Annotated in this window: 16 protein-coding genes; 12 read left to right on the top strand and 4 right to left on the bottom strand. The window is 66.0% G+C overall.

What is annotated here, in order from left to right:
* Positions 1-4 precede the first annotated feature (4 nt).
* Together GBZ48_RS00620 and GBZ48_RS00615 are read left to right on the top strand one after the other, a co-directional pair.
* A complete protein-coding gene (locus GBZ48_RS00620) occupies positions 5-1279 on the top strand; it encodes an MFS transporter (RefSeq protein ID WP_174469207.1) in 1275 nt (424 codons plus the stop codon).
* 199 nt (positions 1280-1478) lie between these two features.
* Positions 1479-2225: a substrate-binding periplasmic protein gene (locus tag GBZ48_RS00615; RefSeq protein ID WP_174469206.1), complete on the top strand. Its 747-nt coding sequence runs from the start codon at positions 1479-1481 to the stop codon at positions 2223-2225.
* Positions 2226-2279: 54 nt separating this feature from the next.
* On the opposite strand, the gene fae is transcribed toward GBZ48_RS00615, so the two are convergent.
* The 3 genes from fae to GBZ48_RS00600 form a co-directional block, all read right to left on the bottom strand.
* Positions 2280-2813 (bottom strand): formaldehyde-activating enzyme, encoded by a 534-nt coding sequence (fae, locus tag GBZ48_RS00610; protein WP_174469205.1) that lies wholly within the window; start codon positions 2811-2813, stop codon positions 2280-2282.
* 38 nt (positions 2814-2851) lie between these two features.
* On the bottom strand, positions 2852-4567 hold the full coding sequence (locus tag GBZ48_RS00605) for a methyl-accepting chemotaxis protein (protein WP_246306896.1): 1716 nt from the start codon (positions 4565-4567) through the stop codon (positions 2852-2854).
* Between the two features lie 136 nt (positions 4568-4703).
* Entirely contained in the window at positions 4704-5594 is an 891-nt protein-coding gene (locus GBZ48_RS00600) for a glycine betaine ABC transporter substrate-binding protein (RefSeq protein ID WP_174469204.1), read from the bottom strand.
* Positions 5595-6353: 759 nt separating this feature from the next.
* Between GBZ48_RS00600 and GBZ48_RS00595 the strand changes: the two genes are divergently transcribed.
* The 3 genes from GBZ48_RS00595 (at position 6354) to GBZ48_RS00585 (ending at position 10100) form a co-directional block, all read left to right on the top strand.
* Entirely contained in the window at positions 6354-7634 is a 1281-nt protein-coding gene (locus tag GBZ48_RS00595; RefSeq protein WP_174469203.1) for an aromatic ring-hydroxylating oxygenase subunit alpha, read from the top strand.
* Positions 7635-7716: 82 nt separating this feature from the next.
* Positions 7717-8838 carry an FAD-binding oxidoreductase gene (locus tag GBZ48_RS00590; protein ID WP_246306895.1) on the top strand — a complete coding sequence of 374 codons (1122 nt, stop codon included), beginning with the start codon at positions 7717-7719 and terminating at the stop codon, positions 8836-8838.
* A gap of 107 nt (positions 8839-8945) precedes the next feature.
* The gene (locus GBZ48_RS00585) at positions 8946-10100 is read left to right on the top strand and encodes a helix-turn-helix domain-containing protein (RefSeq protein WP_209798181.1); all 1155 of its coding nucleotides are present in this window, start codon (positions 8946-8948) and stop codon (positions 10098-10100) included.
* Positions 10101-10143: 43 nt separating this feature from the next.
* Here the strand turns inward: GBZ48_RS00585 and GBZ48_RS00580 are convergent, their stop codons facing one another.
* Positions 10144-11277 (bottom strand): DJ-1/PfpI family protein, encoded by a 1134-nt coding sequence (locus GBZ48_RS00580; RefSeq protein WP_174469202.1) that lies wholly within the window; start codon positions 11275-11277, stop codon positions 10144-10146.
* 315 nt (positions 11278-11592) lie between these two features.
* On the opposite strand from GBZ48_RS00580, the gene GBZ48_RS00575 reads away from it, so the two are divergent.
* The 7 genes from GBZ48_RS00575 (at position 11593) to GBZ48_RS00545 (ending at position 20595) form a co-directional block, all read left to right on the top strand.
* A complete protein-coding gene (locus tag GBZ48_RS00575) occupies positions 11593-13638 on the top strand; it encodes an NADH:flavin oxidoreductase (protein WP_174469201.1) in 2046 nt (681 codons plus the stop codon).
* Positions 13639-13677: 39 nt separating this feature from the next.
* Positions 13678-15594: a DUF3483 domain-containing protein gene (locus GBZ48_RS36890; RefSeq protein WP_174469200.1), complete on the top strand. Its 1917-nt coding sequence runs from the start codon at positions 13678-13680 to the stop codon at positions 15592-15594.
* Complete coding sequence (locus tag GBZ48_RS00565; protein WP_174469199.1) at positions 15591-16835, top strand: electron transfer flavoprotein subunit alpha/FixB family protein; 1245 nt, start codon at positions 15591-15593, stop codon at positions 16833-16835. The genes GBZ48_RS36890 and GBZ48_RS00565 overlap by 4 nt, the downstream gene beginning before the upstream one ends.
* On the top strand, positions 16828-17625 hold the full coding sequence (locus GBZ48_RS00560) for an adenine nucleotide alpha hydrolase family protein (RefSeq protein ID WP_174469198.1): 798 nt from the start codon (positions 16828-16830) through the stop codon (positions 17623-17625). Before GBZ48_RS00565 ends, GBZ48_RS00560 begins: the two co-directional genes overlap by 8 nt.
* Positions 17626-17692: 67 nt before the next feature.
* Positions 17693-18976, top strand: a complete 1284-nt coding sequence (gene proV, locus GBZ48_RS00555; protein WP_246306894.1) for a glycine betaine/L-proline ABC transporter ATP-binding protein ProV — start codon at positions 17693-17695, stop codon at positions 18974-18976.
* A gap of 3 nt (positions 18977-18979) precedes the next feature.
* The gene (locus GBZ48_RS00550) at positions 18980-19864 is read left to right on the top strand and encodes an ABC transporter permease (protein WP_174469197.1); all 885 of its coding nucleotides are present in this window, start codon (positions 18980-18982) and stop codon (positions 19862-19864) included.
* Positions 19865-19992: 128 nt separating this feature from the next.
* Complete coding sequence (locus GBZ48_RS00545) at positions 19993-20595, top strand: GNAT family N-acetyltransferase (RefSeq protein WP_246306923.1); 603 nt, start codon at positions 19993-19995, stop codon at positions 20593-20595.
* Position 20596: the final 1 nt, after the last annotated feature.

The raw sequence follows: 20596 nt of genomic DNA, 5'->3' as shown, positions 1-20596 counted from the left end.
AGCGATGTCACTCATCCAACCGATCGTCCCGCTGCTTCTCGCGGTGTTCCTGATGATGGGGGGTACGGGAGCGCTGACGACCATCGTCAGCGTTCGGCTGGATGCCGCCGGCGCATCGCCCATCCTGCTCGGCGCCCTGACCGCCGCCTATTATCTGGGGGTGACGGTCGGCTCGACGCAGGCGTTCCGGCTGGTCGGGCAGGTCGGCCACATCCGCGCCTTCAGCGCCTCCGCCACGGTTCTGGTCGCAGCGACGCTGGGCCACACGCTGGGGTCCGATCCCGCGGCCTGGATCGCCCTTCGCCTCGTGGAGGGCTGCTGCATGGCCGGCCTGTTCGTCTGCATCGAAAGCTGGCTGAACCAGAGCGCCACCTCGGCCACGCGCGGGCAAATCCTGGCCCTCTATATGATCGCGCTCTATGGCGCGCAAGGGGTCGGCCAGTATCTGATGGTCATCGACGATCCGCACGGCTTCAAGCAGTTCGTCATCGTGTCGATCCTGGTCTCGCTCGCCCTCGTCCCGGTCGCGCTGAGCCGCACGGCCCCGCCCCTGTTGCAGAAGCTGGAGTCCATCAGGATCGGCCATCTCTACCGCGCCAGTCCGCTGGGATTTGCCGGCACGGTGATCAGCGGGCTGGTCGTCGGCGCCTTCTATGGGCTGGGTCCGGTCTATGTTCGGCATCTCGGCTACGATCTGGGCCAATCCGCGACCTTCATCAGCGCCGCCATCATCGGCGGCATGCTCCTTCAATGGCCCTTCGGCAAGCTTTCGGACCTTATCGACCGGCGGCTGGTCGTGGTCGGCCTGTTCGCAGCCCTGGCCGTCATCAGCATCGGCATGACGATGCTGCCGCAGGGCGGGTTCGGCCCGCTGCTGGCCGGCATCTCCCTGTTCGGCGGGATCATCTTCGCGATCTATCCGATCTGTGTCTCACACACCAACGACTTCCTGACGCCGGCCGAAATGGTGCCGGCCAGCGGCGGCATGGTGCTGGGCTTCTCGATGGGCGCCATCGCCGGCCCCTTCCTGGCCTCGCTGGTGATGGCGGTGTTCGAGCAGGATGGGTTGTTCCTGTTCACGGCCCTGGTCGCCGGGATTGCGCTGGCGTTCGCGCTCTGGCGGATGACGGTCCGCCCCCCTGTGCCATTGGAGCAGCGCCTCCCCTTCCTTCCCCAGGCACCGATCCCGGGGCCTTTGGACGGCGTGACGCCGGGCATGGAAAAGTCCGGAAACGACATCGGGGAGGAAGCACCCGACGCAGAACCGTCGAGGCTTTGAAGGCCCCGGGGCGACGGGGGGCGGCACGACCGTCGATAAGATCCCTTCCCCAACCCGAAGCTGTCGATGTACCACTCGCCGGAGACGGAGATGCTGCTTCACCCATGAAGCGTGCAGCTCCCAAAACTCCGGCATGTTGGCGAGATCGATGGTTCCTGTTTCCAGTATTCTTCATCCAGCGAAGCGGACGGCGCCGATCATGAGGGTGCTGGGCACTGTCATGGGATGCATCGCGACGCTGCTGACTGCCGCGCTGATTTTCACCGCGGCCCCGGCCCGCGCCGAGAACTGGCTCGTCGCTTCCGAGGATTTCTTCCCGCCCTATAATTTTACGTTGCGGGGCAAGCGAACGGGAATGGACACCGAGATCGTCGAAGCGATGCTGAAGGAAATCGGCGTGTATCCGGTTCACCGCCCGATGACCTGGCCGGAGGTGGTGCGCGCCCACGACGAGAACGAGGTGGATGTCGCTTTCCAGTTCTTCACCTCGCCCCGCCGTCTGGATCGCGGCCATCTGATCGGACCTTACCGGGTCGGCGCAACCGTTCTGATGGTCCGCAGCAATTCGGACATCGGCTACTCGACCATCGAGGATTTGCGGGGGCTGCGGGTCGGCGTCGTCGAAGGCTTCGAATACACACCCGAGTTCGACAAGTCGCATCTCTTCGAGAGGATCCCCAGCAGCAGCAGCGTCGTCTCGTTCCGGCGCCTGCTTCTCGGCCGTGTCGATGCCATCGCCGGCGATTTGCAGGTGCTGAAATATCTGGCCGACAGCGAAGGCCGTACCGCGTCGGTCAAAATCCTGCCCAAGCCTCTGGCAATGGTGCCGCGCTACATCTCGGTGCCGAAGGCTCGGGCGGATAAGGCCGAACGGTTGCGTGCAGCCTATGAAAAACTCAAGAAGGACGGCACCATCGACGCCATCATCAGCAATTGGGACCGGTAGTCGAAGACCCGATCCCAAAGAGCCGGCGCATGGCTGCCGCCCTTGGGCTGACGCTCACTCCTGCGCATCCAGCATGAAGTGGCGAACCTTGTGCCGGTTCTCGATCAGCTCGTCGATGGTGGGTTCGTTGCGCATCGCCCGGCCGATGGCGATCTTGGTCGCCTCGTAATTGGTGCGATAGAGATCGGCACGGTCGAGATTCGCATCGGTGGCACAGCGGGGATCGATCCACACCATCACCAGAATGCACAGGTCGTTGATCCCGTCGCGCGGCAGAAGGCCGTCGATGACGCAGTCCAGCACCGCATCGGCGGTGGCGGCCTGGACGACGCCGCCGAACAGGTCGACATAGGCGCTGGACTTCATTGTCACCTTGGACACCATCATGGTGGCCGGGCGAACCATCTGGTTGCAATCCCGCACCGCGAACATGCGGGTGTGGCCGGCGGTCTGCCCCATCATGGTGGCGAATGCATGGCCGGCCGGACCGTCGACCGTGCCGATCACGATTTCCGGCATGGCGTCGGTGAACTGGCCTTCCTTGGCGAAAACGGTGGCCTCGCCGACACGGAACAGCGGATTGCTCATGGGATTTCTGCTCTCTTGAGAAAGGGTGGTGGGGCCGGTCATCCGGTGCGGATGCCGTCCAGCAACTGTTCGATGCTGCCGCGCAGCCGTACGGTCTGACCGGCGAGGTCGGCAGCGGCGGACAGGACGTGGCGTGTGGCGCTCTCGGTGTCGCGGGCGCCGCCGGTGACATGCCGGGCGTTGCGCGCGACCACGCCCGCCCCGGATGCCGCCTGGTCGATGCTGGCATGGATGGTGGCCGAGGCGGCGGCCTGCGCCTCCATCGACTTGGCGATGGCCAGCGAGATCGTGCTGATCTCCTCGATCACGGCGGTGATGCTCTGCAAGGCCTGGGCGGCGTTGCCGGTCGCGTCCTGCATCGCCTGGATGCGGAGCGAGACATCCTGCGTCGCCTTGGCCGTCTGGCTGGCCAGCTGGCGCACCTCCTGCGCCACCACGGCGAAGCCCTTGCCGGCCTCGCCGGCGCGGGCGGCTTCGATGGTCGCATTCAGCGCCAGGAGATTGGTCTGTCCGGTGATCTCGTCGATGATGCGCACGACGTTGCCGATGCCGTCAGCCGACTGCCGCAGGCTGTGCACCGACTGGTCGGCCTTGCGGGCCTCCTCGACCGCCGACAGGGCGATGCGGGTGGAATCGTCGATGCGGAGGCGGATTTCCCCCAACGACCGGAAGGTCTCATCGGCCAAAGCAGCAACGGACTGGACGTTGCTTGCGATCTGCTCCGCCGCCACCACGGTCTCGCCGGCCTGCTCGTTGGTGCGGTCGATGATGCCGGTCAGCTGTCTTGCGGTGCCGTCGAGCGCTCCCGCCGACGAATCCACCGTGTCCAGCCCCTCCATCGCCGTCCGTTCGAAATGTGAAATCAGCGCCTCCAACTGGATGGAACGCTGGCGCTCGCGCCGCCGTGCCGCGATATCCTGGAAGGCGGACCGAACATGGTCGTTCACGGGGGTTTCCAGAATCTCATCCAGGGTGCCGACCTGTGTGATCCGTCCGTTCTCCATGAAGGCGATCCGGTCCGCGATCCGCATCGCCTCGTCCGGGTCCTGCGTGGTGAACAGCACGGCCGCCCGATGCGCCCGCTGCCAGTCGAGGAGTTCCGCTTCAAGCTCCAGCCGAAGGACGGGATCGACCCCGGCGAAGGGAGCATCCATCAGCAGCAACGGTGGATCGCCGATCAGGGACCGCGCCAGCCCGATCCGCAGCCGCGCCTCGGACGGAATTTCAGGCGGACGCCGGTCGGCCAGATGGGCCAGCCCCATGCGCGTCAGCACGGCCAGGGCGCGGTCCTGACGCTCACGCCGGCGCAAGCCGGCGATCTCCAGCCCGAACGCCAGATTTTCCAGGACAGTGCGGTTGGGCATCAGCGCGACAGCGCCGAAGGTCATCGCCATGGCGTCGCGGCGGGCGGCCACCAGTTCGGCCGGCTTCATCGCCGCCATGTCGCGCCCGTTCAGGCACACGATGCCCGCGGTCGGTTCGATCAGACGGTTCACCATGCGGATCAGGGTGGATTTGCCCGAATTGGACCGCCCGAGAATCGCAAGAATTTCGCCGGCCGCAAGACCGAACGAAACATCGGCGACCGCCACCGCCGTACCGGTTTCCCGCCGGATGTCGGCGTGCTCCCTCGCGGCATGCAGCATGGTCAAGGCGCGGGCGGCATTGCCGCCGTACAGCTTGCACAATCCCGTAACCGACAACATCCCGATGCCGGCCGGCACGGTGCCTTGCAGGTGATCTGGCGAGTTCATCGGCGCTCCCGATCATGAATGGACTGAAAACGGGAATGGCTGGAGACGGCCGTCCGTCACGCGTTTGCGCGTTGAGAACGGACCGCCTCCATCGACAGTGCCGGGAATGGTGCGGGAAAGGGTGCCCGGCTACGGATCAGAGCTTGCCGGTGACCCAGTAATCGATCCGGGTCTTGTTGTTCTTGATGTAATTGTCGACCGCCTTCTCATAGCTGGTCTGGCGGGCTTCCTGCATCATCGCCTCCAGATCGCCGATGGGCAGAACCATCCGGTTCAGGAACTCGTAGATTTCCGGGTGATCCTGGTAGAAGCCCTTCCGGACCACGGCGTTCACGCTTTCCAGCCCGCCGAGCGCGCCCTTCGGATCCTCCAGATAGCGCAGCTTCCAGTTGGCGAACATCCAGTGCGGGCTCCAGCTGGTCACGACGATCCACTCGTTGCGCTTCATGGCGCGCTCCAGAGCGGCGAGCATCGCGGCATCGCTGGCCGACACCAGCTGCATTCCCTTCAGATCGTAGGTCTTCAGCGCCTTTTCCGACGCCTGCATCAACCCCGATCCCGGATCGATGCCCTGGATCTTGCCGCCGAGCTGCTTCTGCACCTCCGGCTTCTTCAGATCCTCGATGGTCTTGACCTGATCGACGGGGATGTAGTCCGGCACCACCCAGCCCAGGCGGGCGCGGGTGTAGAGCGGGCCGAGATCGACGATGTCCTTGCCGACCTTGTCGAGATAGGGCTTGTGGGTCAGCGGCTGCCACGACATCAGCATGGCGTCCAGCTTGCCGCTGGCGATGCCCTGATACTGGATGCCGATGTCGGCCATGGTCAGTTCGACCTTGTAGCCGAACCGCTCCTCGATCACCGCTTTGGCGAGCTTCGTCACCGCCTCGGCATCCGACCAGGCGGTCCAACCGATGTTGATCGACTTCTCCGCGGCCTGCGCCGGGATGGCGGTCACAGCGGTCCCCAGACCGACCGTCACGGCCGCCGACAGCAGCATGCCCAAGGCTTTACCGAAGATTTTCATCAAGAAGCCTCCTCGTGTCGTTTGTTTGTTTGGGCGTCGTTTGTTTGTTTGGGTTCTTCCGCTTGGATTGACCGATCCGCCGTGCCGGGACTTGAACCGGACGCGCGCACACGGCCCGGCAGGTCATCTCCGACCTACCGGTGATTGCGGTCGCGTGACGGGTTAGCGTCCATGGAAACGGGTGGCCGACCGCCGTCCGGCATTGAACGGAAAGCTGTTTCCAACCGATGCGAACCTTTGCTGGCATCAGTGCTGATTGACGAAGAATGCCGGCCTTGAAAGCAAAAAACCTTCATCACAGCGGCAGTTCGTATCGCATTTGCGACAACGCCGTACGACGTCTGCCCGCCCGGCGAATGCTGCCGGTTTTACCGCCGGATATTTTAAAATCTGCCATGGAAATAGGAAATACGCTGTGGCTGGCCTGTGGCGATAAGACGTTGCCGAGGTCGATTAACTCTTATATGTCGCCGGATGCCGGCCGGTTATTCTCCTGGCCGGATCGAACGGCCATCCTTCCCGAACATTCGCATCCTGTCGCAAACCGACCATTGCCTCGTGCCCGGCCTGCGCAAAAAGACAGGATGTCCTGTCGGCCTTTTTAAAGTTGATGTCGCAATCCAGAACGCGACGCGCTGCGGCCGGCGGCAGGCTGTGTGTCGTGGAATCGAGAAAATCACAGCCCGGTCAAGGTTGAAGCGAATCCACGAACGCATTGCCCAACTCCCGCTGGCCCACTCCCGCAGAAGGTCAACCGCCATGTCGTCCGAGATTTCCATTGAAGCCCTGCTGAAGCGCAGAAAAAAGGGGTACAGCCTGGAAGCCCCGTTCTACACCAGCGATGAAATCTTCAAGCTGGACATGGAAATCATCTTCGGTCGCCACTGGCTGCATGTGGGTGTGGAACCGGATGTGGCGGAGCCGGGCGACGTGATGGTGGTGGACATCGGCAAGACGTCCGTCATCGTCATGCGCGACGACGACATGGAACTGCGCGCCTTTCACAATGTCTGCCGCCACCGCGGCGCGCGCATCGTCCTGAAGGAGAAGACCTCCGTCGGCAATCTGGTGTGCAGCTATCACCAGTGGACCTACGGCCAGGACGGCGAGCTTCTGTTCGCCGAGCATATGGGCAACGATTTCGACCGCAAGTGCCGGAATCTGAAAAAGGTCCACATCCGCTCGGTCGGCGGCCTGATCTTCATCTGCCTGGCGGAAGAGGCTCCGGACGACATCGACCGCATGGCAGCGGCCATCGAGCCCTATATCCTTCCGCACGATCTGAAGAACTGCAAGATCGCCAAGACCGTCGACCTGATCGAGAAGGGCAACTGGAAGCTCACGATGGAGAACAATCGTGAATGCTACCACTGCGTCAGCAACCATCCGGAACTGACCATCCCGCTGTTCGAATACGGCTTCGGCTTCGCCCCCGATGGCACCAACCCGAAGCGGATGGAACATGCCGCCAAGTACGATGCTCTGGTCAAATCCTGCCATACTGGCTGGGAGGCATCGGGCTTCCCCAGCCGCGAGATCGATCATCTGACCGACACCACCGGCTTCCGCGCCGAGCGCCTGCCGCTGGACGGTGCCGGCGAGGCCCACACCAAGGACACGCGCAGCGCCTCCAAGAAGCTGCTGGGGTCGATCGCCGAGCGCAAGCTGGGTGCCTTGTCCTTCTGGACCCAGCCGAATTCCTGGAACCACTTCATGAGCGACCACATCGTGACCTTCTCGGTGTTCCCGCTCGGTCCCGACCGCAATCTGCTGCGCACCCGCTGGCTGGTCCACAAGGACGCGGTGGAAGGCGTCGATTACGACCTGAACCGCCTGACGGAGGTGTGGGAGGCGACCAACCAGCAGGACGCCGATCTGGTCGAGATCTCGCACAACGGCGCCATCAGCCCCGCCTACGAGCCGGGCCCCTACTCGCCCTACACCGAGCCGCTCGTCGAGAAGTTCACGGAGTGGTACGTCGGCCGCATGGCCGAGCATCTGCTGGGCAAGCAGGCCGCAGTGAGCGTCGCCGCCGAATGACGCGACGCCGGGGCGTCCCGGCCGGCCAAACGCCGGGACCGCCCGCCGTTCGCGACCAAGGCTTCACGGCTCAGGAAGAGAGATGACGATGCAGCAGGATGCGGGTCCGCCTCCGGTCCGGAACTGGGATCCCGAAATCGACGACACGCTGGTGTGCCGGGCGGTACGGGACGAAACGCACGATGTGAAGACCTTCGTCTTCGCACCGCGGCACCCCTGCCTGTTCCGGTTCAGGCCGGGCCAGTTCATCACGCTGGAACTGCCCATCGGCGGCGAGACCATTCACCGCAGCTACACCGTCTCCTCTTCCGCCGCGCGGCCGCACCGGCTTTCGATCACCGTCAAGCGCGTGCCCGGCGGCCCGGTGTCGAACTGGCTGCACGACACCCTGAAGCCGGGCGACACAATCCGCGCGGTCGGCCCGCTCGGCGAATTCACTCCCGGCGAGTCCGAGACGCCGCGCAAGTTCCTGTTCCTGTCCGGCGGCAGCGGCGTGACGCCGCTGATGTCGATGACCCGGACCTTCGACGATCTCGGCGAGGATCACGACATCGTCTTCGTCCATGCCGCCCGCACCCCGGCCGACATCGTCTTCCGCCGTGAACTGGACGCGCTGACCGGCCCCGGCCGGCGCCTGCGCGTCGCCCATGTCTGCGAGGGCATCGGCACCGAGGCTCATTGGGCCGGCTTCACCGGCCGGCTGTCGCTGCCGATGCTGGGCCTGATCGCGCCGGACTTCATGGATCGGGAAGTCTATGTCTGCGGTCCCGGTCCCTTCATGAAGGCGGTGCGCGCCTTCCTGGAGGAAGGCGGCTTCGACATGAGCCGCTACCATCAGGAGAGCTTCAACTTCGAAGAGCTGGTGGCCGACCTTGCCGCCGCGGGACCGCCCCAGGACGCACCGGCCCCAAACGCTCCAATCGAGGACGCGTTGCAATCGGCCGGTTTCCGCATCGAATTCGCCAAGACCGGCAAGGTCTTCACCTGCCTGCCGGACATGGCCGTGGCGGATGCGGCATCGGCGGCCGACATCCGGGTTCCGACATCCTGTTCGCGCGGGCTGTGCGGAACCTGCAAGACAAAGTTGATTTCCGGCACGGTGGAAATGAACCACACCGGCGGCATCCGCAAACGGGAAATCGACCAGGGGTTGATCTTGCTCTGTTGCAGCCGTCCCACCAGCGATCTGGTGGTGGAACGTTAGAAGCATCGCCAATGAATTGTCTTCCGGGGGCAGGCCGCTGACGCTAGCATTCCGAAGGATGGAAGAGGGCCGTCAAACGGGGGCCGTCGGACTGGGAGGGTGTCCTGGTGGGGAAGACAGTGGAATATCGCCGGTTCGGCGGTAGCGGTCCCGCCCCCCGGCAGGAGGAACGCGCGCTCTTGTCGGTCGGGTTCATCCTGACCAACAATTTCACCCTGACGGCGCTGGCCCCCTTCATCGACGCTCTGCGGCTGGCGGCCGACGAGGGAGACCGGTCGCGGCAGATCCGCTGCCGCTGGACCATCATGGGCTCGCGGGCCGAACCGGTGATGTCCAGCTGCGGCATCGGCGTCGCCCGTTGGGAACCGCTGACCGATCCCCGCCGCTTCGACTATGTGGTCGTGGTGGGCGGATTGCTGCATGCCGGCCCGCAGCTGGACGACGAAACCCTCGCTTATCTGCGCGCCGCCGCTTCCTATGGCGTGACCCTGGTGGGCGTGTGCACCGGCAGCTTCGTGCTGAGCCGCATCGGCCTGATGAAGAACCGGCGCTGCTGCGTCAGCTGGTATCATCACCGCGATTTCATCGAGGAGTTTCCCGATCTGGTGCCGGTTGCCGACCAGCTTTATGTGGTGGACCGCGACCGCATCACCTGTTCGGGCGGCGCCGGGGTGGCCGATCTGGCCGCTTTCCTGATCGAACGCCATCTGGGCCGCGCCACCGCCCAGAAGACCATGCACATCCTGCTGATCGACAAGGCCCGTCCCGCCAGCCAGTCGCAGCCTCAGCCGCCGACGGTGGTGGAGATCACCAATGACCGGGTCCGCCGTGCCCTGCTGCTGATGGAGCAGCACATCAGCGATCCGCTGTCGGTGGAGGAAATCGTCCACCGGCTGAATGTCAGCACCCGGCAGTTCGAACGGCTGTTCCGGCTGGCGGTGGGCACCAGCCCGGCCACCTATTACCGGTCCTTGCGCCTGCGCTACGGCCACTGGCTGCTGCGCAACACTAAGCGGTCGGTCACCGCCATCGCGAACGAGGCCGGCTTCGCCGACTGCGCCCACTTCTCCCGCCAGTTCCGGGAACTGTTCGGCGTTTCGCCATCAGAGGTGCGCCGCACCGCCGGGCCGGATGTGGAGGCCGACCCGCATGTCTCCCCCCTTGCAGCCTTCCGGCGCTCCAACGCCAACTCCCCTCTGCCCGACCGCCGCCTGTTCGAGGATCCGGAGCCTATCGCCCGGGACACTGCACAGGTGGACTGACGGCCTGTTTGAAACTTGGTTGGCCACCTTCTCATACGCGCGTTTATGGCTTCGGATACTCCATCTGCAACGCGACAAAATCCGCGGTCGCGACGCCGTAGATATTCCCGATCTGACGGAGAGCTTCGTCGAGCATCAAAGCAGCCGGAAGATTGATTGGCAGCTCGACCGTTGGACTGCCCGTACTCTGACCAGCCACCCTGTCCGGAATCACAACCAAGCCGTGCTTCGTGGTAATCGGTTCGGATGTCGTCGATTGGGCATAGGCGGCGGAGCGATACGTGCGCGAATAGGCATCCGCAGCCAGAGCCAAGGCAATTTCATCCGTCCCATGAGCGACCGGAATCTCAATGTCCTCATGCCGCCAGAACGCCAACCAGTTGATGGCCGCAGTCGAGATGCTCGCCAGCGTCAGACTGAAATCTTCACCGCGATGTGACGCTCCCCAATCCTTGATTCCGAGATGTTGTGCGACTTCCGTTGCGCGTTCTCGGCCTGCGATTGCCTCAACGAGCGCAATGGACACCGGAATGGAGGCCGTGACCCCTGTCGTGGTCACGACATTGCCATCGGCAAGATAGCGTCTGTCCCGCAGAAAATGGACGCCCGGGAATTTGGCTTTGAGATCGTTAATCGAATACCAGTGACCGACGGCACTTTTCCTGCGGAGCAGGCCCGCATTTGCGACAACCCACACGCCATCGCAAACTCCAACAATCGTCGCACCTTTTTCCGCTTGAGACCGGATCCAAGCGATGAGTGTTGCGTCATCCACCCGATGAACTGCGGGAACAATCACGAAATCCGCGCCATCAGGGAAACGGGCATCGAATTGGGCAGTCGTTGCTTGCGGCTGCACCTTTAGGGCTGGAAACAACTGCACAGGACCTTGTTGCGTAGCAAGTGCAAACACACTCGCCGTCCCGGATGCGGAAAGCACTCCAAATGGAATCACATAGTCTGTGAGTTCAGTGAACGAATTCTCAGCAATCACCGCCACAATCGGCTTTTGGCGGGAAAGTCGGTTGAAATAAGTCGGAATGTCAAAGCCAACCTTGGCTTCCTGGCCCCCCTCTGTGCGCACCAAAGCGGCTGACCAAATAGACACCAAAGCGACAACGCCCAGAAAAAACCCAATGCCGACAGCTCTCGGGATTTTTATTATTCGTGTACGCATATTGAATTACCCGGATATTATCTGGCGATCGCGATAATAGGTGGATGATCCATCACGTTCAACCCGCTGAAAGCCCAATTTGAGGATCAGCACGGTGACGTACGCTATCGATTGGTGGGGACGGGGCGCTTTGAAAACGAATTCAGAGGCGGCGCGGCTTTCTCGATTTTCCAAAAAAAATCATATGCTTCTTCGTTCAGCGCCCTCCCCTTTCATCCCTGTCGCAAAAAGGTAATTCCCGGTCGCGCGGGGCAACGCGACAATGGCGCCGATGGTCAATTCTTGGCAGGCTCAATACTGGGGATCGTTCCTGCCATGTCCTCACCCGCCGAAGCCCTTCTGAAGCCTCTGCAGATCAAGCATTTGACGATCCGTAACCGCGTGATGAGCACGAGCCACGCGCCGGGCTACGGATCCGAAGGCAAGCCGAAGGAACGCTACCAGCTCTATCACGAGGAAAAGGCCAAAGGCGGCATCGGCCTGACGATGTTCGGCGGTTCCTCCTCCGTCGCGGTGGATAGCCCGGCGGCGCCGTGGAACCAGATTTCCGTCGCCGACGACAGCGTCATCCCCTTCTTCCGCGAATTCTCCGACCGGGTGCACCGCCACGGCGCGGCGCTGATGATCCAGCTGACCCATATGGGCCGGCGCACCCGCTGGGATACCGAAAACTGGCTGCCCACCGTCTCCGCCTCGGCCGCCCGCGAACCGGCGCACCGCAACACGCCGAAGGAGATGGAGGATTTCGACTTCAAGCGGATCATCGCCGGCTATGCCGCCGCCGCCCGCCGCTGCAAGGAAGGCGGGCTGGACGGCTTCGAGCTGTCGGCCGCCCATGGCCACCTGATCGACCAGTTCTGGAGCCCCTCGGTCAACCGGCGTACCGACAAATACGGCGGCAGCCTGGAAAACCGCATGCGCTTCGGCATCGAGGTGTTCGAGGCAATCCGTGCCGAGGTCGGCGACGATTACGTGATCGGCATGCGCATGTCGGGCGACGAATTGATCGACGACGGCCTCAGTCACGAGGACTGTATCGCCATCGCCCGCACCTATGCCGAACGCGGGCTGATCGATTTCGTCAACGTGCTGGGCGGACAGGCGCGCGACCATCTGGCCCATGCCATCTCGCTGCCCAACATGTCCTTCCCGGTCGCCCCCTTCCTGCATCTGGCCAGCGGTATCAAGCGCGAGGCGGGCATTCCCGTCTTCCACGCCCAGCGCGTGACCGACCTCGCCACCGCCGCCCGTGCGGTGGAGGAGGGCCATGTCGACATGGTCGCCATGACCCGCGCCCACATCGCCGACCCGCATCTGGTGCGCAAGCTGATGGAAGGACGGCTCGACGACGTGCGCCAGTGCGTCGGCGCCGGCTATTGCATCGACCGCATCTATGTCGGCGGCGACGCGCTGTGCATCCAGAACGCCGCAACGGGCCGCGAGCGCAGCATGCCGCACGTGATCCCGAAGGCGGAGCGCAGGCGCCGCGTCGTGGTGGTCGGCGGCGGCCCCGGCGGCCTGGAAGCCGCCCGTGTCTGTGCCGAGCGCGGCCATTCGGTCGTGCTGCTCGAACGCAACGCCGCTCCCGGTGGCCAGATCGGCATCGCCGCCAAGGCGACTTGGCGCGAGGCGATGAGCGGCATCACCCGCTGGCTGTCCCAGCAGGTCACCAAGCTGGGCGTCGATATCCGGCTGGGGGTGGAGGCCGACCGCGCCGCAGTCGAGGCCGAGAACCCCGACGTGGTGATCCTCGCCACCGGCGGCCGTCCCAACCGCGGCGACTTTAAGGGCGCCGATCTGGCGGTGTCGACCTGGGACATCCTGACCGGGACGGTGGAACCGACGGGGACGGTCCTGATGTATGACGGCACCGGCCAGCATCACGGCGCCTCCTGCGCGGAATTCATGGCCAAGCGCGGCGCCCTGGTGGAGATCGCCACCCCCGACCGCATGGTCGCGGAGGAGGTCGGCACAACCAACCAGCCGATCCACTTGCGCGAGCTGTACAAGCTGAACGTGGTGATGACCACCAACCAACAGCTCGTGGAAATCTACCCGGAGGGCAACCGCCGCGTCGCCGTCCTGCGCAACGAGTACACCCACGAGGAAGAGGAACGGCTGGTCGACCAGATCGTGGTGGAACTGGGCACCCTGCCCAACGACGGCCTCTATTTCGATCTGAAGGACCTGTCGCTGAACCGCGGTGAAACCGATCTCGACAGCCTGATCGCCGGCCGGCCGCAGCCGGTGCAGGCCAACGGCCATGGCGGTTACACACTGCATCGCATCGGCGATGCGGTGGCCGGCCGCAACATCCACGCCGCCATCTACGACGCGGCGCGTCTCTGCAAGGACATCTGACACCCTTCAATCCCAGCCAAGCGACAGGAGCCGTCCGACGTGATCGCCACCGCTCTCACCACCGTCGTCCTTGCCGTCCTCGCCATCGGCGCGGCATTGGCCGCCTGGCAGTCGCGGCGTTGGCTGGCCGGCCGGCCGGCGACGGTCGGTGTGGTCGCCGGGTTGCGCGCCCTGCCCGGCCGTTATCTGGTCGATGTCCATCATGTCGTGGGGCGGACGCCGTTCAATGCCCGCTTCCATGCCATGGTCGCCGGCGGCTTCCTCGCGGCGCTGGCGCTGCTGGTGGCGATGGGCGTCGCCTTCGGTGGAACGCGCATTCTCTGGCTGCTGTTGGCGGTGGTGCTGGCGGTCATGCTGGCCGGTGCCCTGATGGTCCGGCATCGCCGCCGGGTCTTGCGTCCGCGCGAACTGTCGCAGGGACGTTTCGCCCGCCTTCCCCTGTCGCTTCTGGGGTTTTCCGGCGGCCTGCTGCTGGTCGCCCTCGACCAGGCGCTGGGCGGCGTGATGCCGGAGGCGCTCGCCCTGGTCCTGATCGCGATTGCCGGAGTGGCGTTGGCCGATCTGGTGTGGGGCGTGTGGAAGGGGCCGCTGAAGCATGCGGTGCATGGGGCGCTGCATCTCGCCTTCCATCCGCGTCCGGCCCGCTTCCATGACGGAGCAGGCCGTGACACCGGGCTGAAGCCGCTGCCGCTGGCCCCCGCGAAGGAGACGGAGCCGGTCGCCCTGGGTGTGGAGCGTCCCGTCGATTTTGCCTGGAACCGGCTGCTCGGTTTCGATGCCTGCGTCCAGTGCGGGCGCTGCGAGACGGCCTGCCCGGCCTTCGCCGCCGGCCTGCCGCTGAACCCGAAGAAGCTGGTGCAGGATCTGGTCGCCGCCATGGATGGGCAGGCCAGCGACGCCGCCTATGCCGGCAATCCCCATCCAGGCCGCGGCGTCGGCAAGGCCCATGGCGGGGCAGCGCTGCCGCTGATCGGGCCGGATGCGATGATCCATCCCGACACGCTATGGTCCTGCACCACCTGCCGCGCCTGCGTGCAGGAATGCCCGATGATGATCGAGCATGTCGACGCCGTCGTCGACCTGCGCCGCTTCCAGACGCTGGAGCTGGGGGCCACTCCCGGCAAGGCCGCCATCATGCTGGAGGAACTGCGCGCCACCGACAATCCCGGCGGCCGTGCGCTCGCCCGGCGCTGGGACTGGGCTGCCGACCTTGCCCTGCCCCGGCTGCCGGCCGGTGGCTCCTGCGACACGCTGCTGTGGGTCGGAGACGGCGCCTTCGACCTGCGGGTCCAGCGCTCGCTGCGGGCGCTGGTCGTTCTGCTTCGCCGCGCCGGGGTGGATTTCGCCGTGCTGGGCGAGGAGGAGCTGGATTGCGGCGACGTCGCCCGTCGGCTGGGCGACGAGGCGACCTTCCAGTCGCTGGCGACCCGCAACGTGGCGACGCTGAACGCCCGCCGCTTCACCCGCATCGTCACCGCCGACCCCCATGCGCTGCACACGCTGCGCAACGAATATCCGGCCTTCGGCGGCAATTGGACCGTCGTCCACCACACCGCCCTGCTGCTGGAGCTGGTCGCCGCCGGCGCGCTGTCGGTCGCCAGGCCGGTGGGGCGCAGCGTCACCTTCCACGACCCCTGCTACCTCGGCCGCTACAATGGCGAGATCGAGGCGCCGCGCGCCCTGCTCGACGCCATCGGGGTGGAACGCCGGGAGATGCTGCGCGCCGGAATGCGGTCGAGCTGTTGCGGCGGGGGCGGCGGCGCCCCGCTGACCGACGTGGCGGGCGAGCGCCGCATCCCCGACGTCCGCATGGAGCACGCCCGCGAGACCGGCGCCTCGCTGGTCGCCGTCGCCTGCCCCAACTGCACCCTGATGCTGGAAGGCGTCGTCGGTCCTCGACCGGAGGTGGCGGAGATCGCCGAACTGGTGCTCGCCGCGACGGAGACCGCCCGATGACCCAACCCTCGCCGATCCGCCCTCAATTCCGTCGGCGTGTCGATCCCCGGGCCGAACGCGCCGCCCGAACAGTCCTGACCGGCCAGCGTCCGCGCCTGCTGCGTCAGCCGGTCGCCGCCGCTGTCAACGAACGCCGCCGCGACCCGCGCGCCCTTCGGGCTGCCGCATTGATCCAGAGCCAGCCGCGCCCGCGCTATGACTGGACCCGCGACGCGGCTTCGGCCGGCACCGCCGCGGCTGTCGGGATCGCCGTCGCCACCGTGCCCGCAATTCCGCTCCAGGTGATCGTCGAGCCGGCCTATCTGGTTCTCGCCATGCTCGACCGCCCCGGCGGCGAGGTCAGCGAACATGACCGGCAGGTGATCGCCGCCGCCCGTCTGCTGGCCGATGCGGGAGGCGGTGCCGTGGTGACCGTCTGCACCGGTTCGGGCGAGGCGCTGGCCGAGGCCGGGTCCGACCGCCATGTCGCCCTGCCCGACGGCTGGGCCGACGATTACGTGCCGGAACGACGAGCCGCCGCCGCTTCCGCACTGATGACCACGCTGTCCCCTCGCCACATTCTATTCCCGGACAGCCCGGACGGCGCCGACGTTGCCCGGCGGGTCGCCACAACGATGGGAGAGCGCCTGTTCGCCGGGGTGCAGGGCCTCGGACCCGACCGCGCGACCCGCCAGTCCGCCGGCGGCTCGCTGGAGACCGGGCACCGCCCTACCCGGCTGATGACGGTGGCCGCCGATGCCTTCGCCCCGCTCGACGGCGTGCGGCACGAGGCCCGGCCGCTCGACCTCGCCACGCCGGTGATCGCCGGGGAGGAGGTTCTGCCCCGGCTGGGCGGCGCCCGCCGGCTGGCCGTCGATCCCGACGCCCTGTCCCTGTCGGAGACCGACTTCATCCTCAGCGCCGGCAACGGCGTGACCGACTGGCGGAGCTTCGCCGATCTGGGCGAAGCACTCGGCGCCACCCGTGCCGGCAGCCGCGTGGTCTGCGATGCCGGCCATCTGCCCCGCGAACGGCAGGTCGGCGCTTCCGGCACCTTGGTCAGCGCGCGCTGCTACCTTGCCTTCGGCATCGCCGGCGCGCCGCAGCATCTTCAGGGCATCACCGGCGTCCGCCATGTGATCGCTGTCAACACCGACCTCCATGCCGAGATGATCAAGCGCGCCGACCTGTCCATCGTCGCCGATGCGCAGGCCGTCATGCCTGCCCTGATCCGGCTGATCCGGGAGCGCCGCCATGACTGAAGCCGCCACAAACGATGTCGCGGTCCTGCTGTCCATCGGCCGCCATCCGGTCTCCGGCCGCGCCCGCCGTGCCGCCACCGACGCGCAGGCTTTGGAAATGGCGCTGGCGCTGCGGCCAAAGCGGCTGACGGCGATCCATGCCGGTCCGGCCGCTGATGCCGACGCGTTGCGCGCCTATCTCGGCATGGGGCTGGAGCGGCTGACGGTTCTGGTCCTGCCGGAGGATGCCGATCCGGTCGAACCGCTGATCGCCCACCTGCGCCGTCTCGCCCCGTCGCTGGTCCTGACCGGGAGGCAGGCGGAGGACGGCGAGGGCAGCGGCATGCTGCCCTATCTGATCGCCCGCGGCCTCGAAGCCGCCGTCGTCTCCGATGTGGTGCGGATCGGCCCATCCGATGCACCGGACTACTCGGCCAGCATGACCGACCTCGTCCAGGCGCTGCCGCGCGGACAGCGCCGGGCACTGACCGTCACCGGCCGCCTCATAGCGACCGTCCATCCATCCGCCCCGCCCGCCCGCGCCTCGGCCTTCGGCCCGGCCCGGCGGGGCGTCATCGAGCCGGTGGCGGCCCAGGCGACCGCCGATCTCTTCCTGTCGGAGTGCGAGCATCGGCCGTGGCGCCCGAAGCCCAAGCTGATGCGCGTCAAGCGCGGCGGTTCGGCCCTGGACCGGCTGAAGGCGGCGACCGAGAGCAAGAGCGGAAAAGGCCAACTGCTGGTCAACCCGACACCTGAAGCGGGGGCGCTGGCCATCTACGACAGCCTTGTCGAACAGGGAATGCTTCCATGAAAACCATGCAAAACGACCCTCCCAGTACCGCAGGTCACGCTGTCGCCAACCCGGGGGAGGCATGCCGATGAGCACGATGACGCGAAGCGCGGTTTCGGTCGGCGGCCCTGCCAGCCTGGGCTTTCCCCGCTCAGCCGCCAGGAGCGGCACCGGAGAAGATGCGGCGGTCCGCCTGGAGGTGCGGAACGTCTACAAGGTCTTCTCGGCCGATCCGAAGCCGGCCCTGTCGATGCTGCGCCAGGGCGCCAGCAAGGCGGAGGTCCTGGAAAAGCTGAACGTCAATGTCGGTGTCCTCGACGCCAGCTTTCAGGTCCGCGCCGGCGAGATCTTTGTCATCATGGGACTGTCGGGATCCGGCAAATCCACCATGATCCGCCTACTGAACCGGCTGATCGAGCCCAGCAGCGGCGAAATCCTGCTGGACGGCAAGGATCTGGTCAGCATGTCCAAGGCCGAGTTGATCCAGGCCCGCCGCCGCAACATGGGCATGGTCTTCCAGTCCTTCGCCCTGATGCCGCATCTGACCGCACTGGACAATGCCGCCTTCGGCCTGGAAATCTCCGGTGCCTCCAAGGCGGAGCGCCACAAGGCCGCACAGCAGGCGCTGGAGCAGGTGGGCCTGGGCACCTATGCCCACCGCTATCCGCGCGAGATGTCTGGCGGCATGCAACAGCGCGTCGGCCTTGCCCGCGCGCTGGCCAACGACCCGACCATCCTGCTGATGGACGAAGCCTTCTCCGCCCTCGACCCGCTGATCCGCACCGAGATGCAGGACGAGCTGCTGCGCCTGCAACGCGAACAGCAGCGCACCATCGTCTTCATCTCCCACGACCTCGATGAAGCGATGCGCATCGGCGACCGCATCGCCATCATGGAAGGCGGACGCATCGTGCAGGTCGGCACGCCTTACGAGATCCTCAGCCGCCCGGCCGACGACTACGTCCGCTCCTTCTTCCGCAACGTCGATGCCTCCAAGGTGCTGCGGGCCGGCGACGTCGCCCGGTTCGAGGCGACCAACACCGTCATCCGCCTGCCCGGCGAACTGGCTCCCGCCCTGCACCAGTTGCGCGAGAACCACCACAACTTCGGCTATGTCCGCACCCCGGAAGGCCACTTCGAAGGCATCGTCTCGCGGGCGACGCTGGAACGCGAGCTGAACGGTCCGCAGCCGCGCTTCGTCAATGCCTTCCTGCCCGGCGTCCGCACGGTCAACGCCTCGGCGCCGATCCATTCCCTGCTTGCCCTGGTCGCCGACAGCGAATGGCCGGTGCCGGTCGTCGACGACGACGACAACTTCCTCGGCGCCATCTCGCGCGCCCTCATGCTCCACACCTTGGTTCGGGGGGATTGACCGATGGATTTCGAAATCAGGATCGGCAAATGGGTCGAGGAACTGGTCACCTTCATGCTCGACCATTTCCAGCCGACCTTCGACGCGATCGCGACGGTGGTGAACGGCTTCGGCGGCGCTATCGACTTCGTGCTGGTGGGCGCGCCCGCCTGGCTGCTGATCGGGTTGATCGTCGCGACCTCCCTGTGGCGGGTCGGCACCGGCTTCGCCGTCTTCACGGTCGCCGCCCTGTCGCTGATCGCCGGCATGGGGCTGTGGACGGAGACCGCCTCCACCCTGGGGCTGGTGCTGACCGCCACCCTGCTCAGCCTGCTGATCGGCGTGCCGCTGGGCGTCTGGATGGCGCGCAACCGCGTGGTCGAAAGCATCGTCCGCACCACGCTGGACTTCATGCAGACCATGCCGGCCTTCGTCTATCTGATCCCGGCGGTGATGTTCTTCGGCCTGGGCCGGGTGCCGGGTATCCTCGCCACCGTGATCTTCGCCATGCCGCCGGCCGTGCGCCTGACCTCGCTCGGCATCCAGCAGGTTCCGGCCGAGATCGTCGAGGCCGGCAAGGCCTTCGGTTGCCATGACCGACAGCTCCTGTTCAAGGTTCAGCTGCCGAACGCCCTGCCCTCGATCATGGCCGGGGTGAACCAGACCATGATGATGGCGCTGTCGATGATCGTCATCGCCTCGATGATCGGTGCCGGCGGCCTGGGCAATGTCGTGCTGCAGGGCATTCAGCGGCTGGACATCGCGCTCGGCTTCGAAAGCGGTCTCAGCGTCGTTCTGCTGGCGATCATCCTCGACCGCATCACCCAGAGCTTCGGCCAGACCGCCGCCGCTTCGCGCCCGGTACGCTTCGCGTTCCTGCGCCGGTTCCTGCCGGTGCCGGCACGGTGAGCGCGGGGGCTCTTCCGGAAGGGGGCTCCGCCGCCGCTCTTCCGGCGCGGCCCCTGCCTCCTCACGGGCTGCGGCCGCATGCCGATGCACAGGCACATGGCCTGGGGCCGGGGTTGGCGTTGGGCGACATGCAGGTGGAGCGGCTGGCCGGCGTCGTACTGGCCGACCGGCTGGAGGAGCTGGCCGCCCTGCGGCTGGCGGTGCTTGGCGATTTTCCCTATCTCTATCGCGGGTCGGCCGCGTACGAGGAACGGTATCTCTCCGATCTCGGCAGCCTGCCGGGCGGGCTCATCCTTGCCGCTTTCGACCGCAACCGCATGGTCGCGGCGGTCACCGGCGCGCCGCTCGACCAGGAAATCGACGCCTTGAGCGATCCCTTCACCCATGCCGGCCGCGATCCGGGCGCGATCTTCTATTTCGGTGAGGTGGTTGTCCTGCCCTCCCACCGTGGGCGGGGTGTCGGAACGGCCCTGCTCGAAATCGGCGAATCCCATATCCGCGACAATGGCCGTTTCGCATCCGCCGCCTTCGGCGAGATCGTGCGCTCCACCGACCATCCCCGCCGCCCGAAGACCTACCGGACGCCCGATGCCGCATGGCGGCGGCTGGGCTACCGGCTGGAGCCGGACATCGGCGGCACCCTGTCCTGGTGCGACTCCTGCGACCGGGAAGAAACAGCCAAACCCCTTCGCTTCTGGGTCAAGTCCTTCACCCCCAGCGCCGGAGCATGAC

It is taken from the genome of Azospirillum melinis, from assembly GCF_013340935.1.
GTDB lineage: Bacteria > Pseudomonadota > Alphaproteobacteria > Azospirillales > Azospirillaceae > Azospirillum > Azospirillum melinis.
The sequence above is the reverse complement of the archived record's forward strand: the minus strand, read 5'-3'. Positions and strand labels throughout refer to the sequence as shown.

What these genes read in the sequence shown, in the direction of transcription:
- GBZ48_RS00565 (WP_174469199.1), top strand. Translation starts at nt 15,591, where the DNA reads ATGACCCAACCCTCGCCGATCCGCCCTCAATTCCGTCGGCGTGTCGAT.
- GBZ48_RS00560 (WP_174469198.1), top strand. Translation starts at nt 16,828, where the DNA reads ATGACTGAAGCCGCCACAAACGATGTCGCGGTCCTGCTGTCCATCGGC.
- proV (WP_246306894.1), top strand. Translation starts at nt 17,693, where the DNA reads ATGAGCACGATGACGCGAAGCGCGGTTTCGGTCGGCGGCCCTGCCAGC.
- GBZ48_RS00580 (WP_174469202.1), bottom strand. Translation starts at nt 11,277, where the DNA reads ATGCGTACACGAATAATAAAAATCCCGAGAGCTGTCGGCATTGGGTTT.
- GBZ48_RS00545 (WP_246306923.1), top strand. Translation starts at nt 19,993, where the DNA reads ATGCAGGTGGAGCGGCTGGCCGGCGTCGTACTGGCCGACCGGCTGGAG.
- fae (WP_174469205.1), bottom strand. Translation starts at nt 2,813, where the DNA reads ATGAGCAATCCGCTGTTCCGTGTCGGCGAGGCCACCGTTTTCGCCAAG.
- GBZ48_RS00550 (WP_174469197.1), top strand. Translation starts at nt 18,980, where the DNA reads ATGGATTTCGAAATCAGGATCGGCAAATGGGTCGAGGAACTGGTCACC.
- GBZ48_RS00595 (WP_174469203.1), top strand. Translation starts at nt 6,354, where the DNA reads ATGTCGTCCGAGATTTCCATTGAAGCCCTGCTGAAGCGCAGAAAAAAG.
- GBZ48_RS00600 (WP_174469204.1), bottom strand. Translation starts at nt 5,594, where the DNA reads ATGAAAATCTTCGGTAAAGCCTTGGGCATGCTGCTGTCGGCGGCCGTG.
- GBZ48_RS00605 (WP_246306896.1), bottom strand. Translation starts at nt 4,567, where the DNA reads ATGAACTCGCCAGATCACCTGCAAGGCACCGTGCCGGCCGGCATCGGG.
- GBZ48_RS00590 (WP_246306895.1), top strand. Translation starts at nt 7,717, where the DNA reads ATGACGATGCAGCAGGATGCGGGTCCGCCTCCGGTCCGGAACTGGGAT.
- GBZ48_RS00620 (WP_174469207.1), top strand. Translation starts at nt 5, where the DNA reads ATGTCACTCATCCAACCGATCGTCCCGCTGCTTCTCGCGGTGTTCCTG.
- GBZ48_RS00575 (WP_174469201.1), top strand. Translation starts at nt 11,593, where the DNA reads ATGTCCTCACCCGCCGAAGCCCTTCTGAAGCCTCTGCAGATCAAGCAT.
- GBZ48_RS00615 (WP_174469206.1), top strand. Translation starts at nt 1,479, where the DNA reads ATGAGGGTGCTGGGCACTGTCATGGGATGCATCGCGACGCTGCTGACT.